This window comes from Bacteroidia bacterium (assembly GCA_025056095.1).
Classification (GTDB): Bacteria; Bacteroidota; Bacteroidia; order JANWVE01; family JANWVE01; genus JANWVE01.
This window is the reverse complement of record JANWVW010000255.1, coordinates 1-3771: the sequence shown is the minus strand read 5'-3', so window position 1 is coordinate 3771 and position 3771 is coordinate 1. Positions and strand designations below refer to the sequence as shown.

At 37.1% G+C, this 3771-nt stretch carries 2 protein-coding genes; both read right to left on the bottom strand.

All coding sequences use genetic code 11. The annotated features are described in order from the left end of the window. Positions 1-99: 99 nt before the first annotated feature. Positions 100-1041: a type II CRISPR-associated endonuclease Cas1 gene (cas1, locus tag NZ519_12945; GenBank protein MCS7029661.1), complete on the bottom strand. Its 942-nt coding sequence runs from the start codon at positions 1039-1041 to the stop codon at positions 100-102. Next, positions 1038-3771, bottom strand: a 2734-nt coding sequence (gene cas9, locus NZ519_12940; GenBank protein ID MCS7029660.1) for a type II CRISPR RNA-guided endonuclease Cas9, incomplete at its 5' end; no start/stop codon positions are given. The genes cas9 and cas1, both read right to left, overlap by 4 nt.

Genomic DNA, 3771 nt, shown 5'->3' with positions numbered 1-3771 from the left:
AGCGTTAGCGAAGCACCGAAGCGAAGCGCAGTGCGGAATGCCCCGACCGTTGCGCAGCAAGGGGCACGCCCAAAAAAAATCTAATTTCATCAGCAAAAATTATAGCTCTATTTCAGGTAAGTACAGCTTTCTATCCTCGCCAACAAAGCACCTGTACAAAGAATGTATCGTTTTTTGTACGCCGTTCATTAAAGGAGAAACCTCATCCCTAAAATGAACATCTATGTAAGGAATTTGTAACAATCTTGCTTTTATGTTTTTGTCCAACTGTTCAGGAATACCGAACTGATTGATAATCTGACACACCAAGTGGTCTACGTAAGGTCTGTAAGCTTCCATCATGTCATCTGCCAAACAATACGGATTGTACCGATTAGTATGATGCAAGCCCAAAGTAGGTAACAAACCTGTTGCTACAATAGCCCTCGCAGTAATGGCACGCAAAATAGCATATCCGTAATTGAGTAGATTGTTAGGGGGTATACCTTCTCGCCTGCGAACAAAGCCAGGAATTTGAGAAAATAACCTTGACCAATAAAAATTAGCCGCTGCAGCTTCACAATTTGAACTATCTCCATTTTTTACTGCCCTAGATAAGTTTTGAAAATAAGCTATGTCATACTTTGGCTGCCACGCACACAATACCTTGCCTTGATTGATGATTTTTTGTTTGACAATCTGCGCCCACAACTGTTTCTTTAACGCATCGGAAGCTTCTATCTGCTCTCTGTAACGCTCACTCTGCAATACATTACTGTGCAAAGCTAAACATAATCCCGTGGGTATGTGTGAACTATCACAAGTAACAATAGCTATGTTTTCTTTCATGCAGTGTTCAAACACGGCTTGAGTAAGCGTAATTTGAGGATTGTCTAATACTAAATACGCCACCTCAGACAAACTGAAAGTAATTTCATTTTTGGAATTTAGACGCTCTTGAATTTCAAGCGGTATATCCTGCTCTGCAAAGCGAGCTACGAGCAATTCATTGCGAATACTTAGATATACCGCTTGACTAAAATACAGAGTTTTACCTATCATGCTGGTGAACCTTGCGCTTCAGGAATGTACTCCAGAATGCCTGTAATTTCACCTAAACGGTTAATATGCACTTTGATGGGATTTAGTTTTTGCAAAGAATTGGGGCTAGTAGCTCTACACCCAAATGATTTTACAAACATAGAATTTTTGTCATCCACTCGAGTAGCAAGATGATTTCTGAATGTATAATCTCCTTGGGTGAGCTTTTGAACCCTGTACAAATGCGGTGAAAGTAATTGATATTTTTTATCTCTGATAATTTCTTCTACTTTATTTTTACTCATATTCAATATAAACATTTCATTTTGCTGCATACTCATTACGTATTCCCACTCTGGATTTGGCAGCCCATTAAGTAAGAAATTAGAAACTTCCTTGTTTGCTTGTTTTAAGTCATCATGTACTTTTTTTGGATTTTGAATAATGACAGGTATTCGATATTTCTTGCGTTCAACGGCGTGCCAAAAGGTACAGACATGCTCATGTAAGTTACCCTCACTATCTTTATAAATAGCTACATGATGATTATTTCCTGGAATGACAAAAGTAATAGGACATCCTTCTTTATCATAATGTATGGGATAGTAACGGTCTGTACCTTCTGCATCCGATACTCTCATGCGTATACCACGGATAATTTTTTTAAGTGGATCTTTATACAGCGAAATGTCGGATTTAATTTTATCTGATGATTTCGCACCCTGAGGAAAAACTTGCAGTAATTTTTCATACAATTTTTCATCTAAAAAGTTATCTTTTTTATCAACATCCTTTTTGCTTATTTCTTCTATGGAGTACCGCTTGACATAAAGTTGAATAGGTTCAAAAATGGTATAATGAGTTATCTTTTTTGTTTCTTTGAGGTATTTTGTTAAACCTACGATATCATTTTTATTGATATAATACTGTACTTTCTCATCCCCAAATATACTCTTTTTATCTTCTGCGGCTATAAGGTGCATTTTGTCCAAGTCATTTCTTAGATTTTTGATGTCTTTTTTGAGAGGCTTGTATAAAGTAATTTTACCGTAGTAGCTGTCGTCATGCAGCGCTCCGCGTGGGGTCAAAGTGCGAGGAAGTTCTTTATCAAATTCACCTTTTATGTTTTTATTTTTGCTCCATGTAGCTACCTTTTTACCAGGTTTGTAGGAGATAAGAATGTTATCTACGTGTTCTTTTACTACTTGAGGGGAAAATATACGTTGCTGTCTAAGCCATTTTTTAAGTACAGTCATTCTATTACTTATTTTAGCTGTTTCAACTTCCTCTGGAGATAATTCTGCTTCCATCTCTTTTAATTGACCTTGAGCATGTGCGGTGTTAATACGTTGTATTAAGCCGCTGGTGGTACAGGCAACAACAAGGGCGTCTATAGCATGGTGCCTGTGGTCATCACGTTTAGACCAGTCTTTAACAGTTTCAATATAGGTTTCTTGGTTATTTTCATCGCGAATAACTTTTTTCTCAATGCACTCGCTCAAACCTATTTGCCGTAAACGCTCTACATGCCATTTGGGAAGTATTTCATCATAGCCCCATAAGCGACGTAATAAAGCCGTAATACTACCTGTACTTACTACTACTTCTCGGCAAATCTCGCTTAAAATACGTTTTGCTTCTCGGGTAATATACGAAGTTTCCCGCATATCTCGGGCAGAGAAACCTTTTTCATCTAACTTTCTTACTTTAATCTTGTATCTTTCCCCTTTTTTATTCTCAATTTGTACAAGACTATGTGGAGGGATTTCAGGATTATGCTCTAAGGTAGTAAGTAAGTTCTGCACTTGTATAGGAGTGATAACACCGTTATTAAAAGCTTCTTGAATACGTTGTAGGTACTCTTCAAATTCTTGCTCTCCCTTGCTGAACATGTAATCGTAGGCTGTTCTATTGCCTTTATTTTTGTTTTCACTTTTATACACTAATACTAAGTTTCCTTGTGAGTCATCAGGGTAAATGGATTGTGGTATAATGTGGTCTTTATCTACAATCTTGTCATCAAACACTTCTCTTAATTCAAATGTTTTTCCTGAATAAAGGCAAGTACCATTTGTTTTTTCTTTGTTATTTCCATAAAATAAGCGGTAGCGAATAATATTAGTCCGAGAGGGTGGGATCTTCATTTCATTAAGTTTTTTGGCTATATCTTCATTTTCTTTAGCTCTCTTTCGATTGAGTTCATATAATTTTTTTCTATTTTTTGGGGTATTTTTAAGTTCGCGAGCAAATTCAATGTGTATGCGAAAGGTACCATTTTGACGCTCTTCTGGAGTTATCCAACCTCGTTGAGGGTCAATAATTTCATTGACGATATGGATCATCTGGTTAAGAATTTTTTCTACAACAGGTTGGCGCAGTGAATTTTTCGGTAGCAGGTCTAACTTTTCTTTGAGTATTCTTTGTTGGTTTTCTTCTTTGGTTCGGCTTTCTTCAGAGTGCTTATAACCTGCTTTTTCCATTGCTTCACTGTACTTGTAGCCCTGTTCAAGGTAAGGAATAATCTGCCGCATTACTTTGGCAGACATGTTTGTAAAATCTTTGCTACCTTTGGTAAATTCAATTTCAGCGAGTTTTTGGGCGGTGCCCTCATCAAAGTGGAAGCGTTTAATGAGCGCTTTTTTGCACTCTTCTATGTCTTTGATAGAATAGATAATGTGCCATAATTGGTAAAAAGGTTCTTTTTTTACATCAGGGGATATCTCAAGGCTCTCTATAACCTCACCTGTGTTT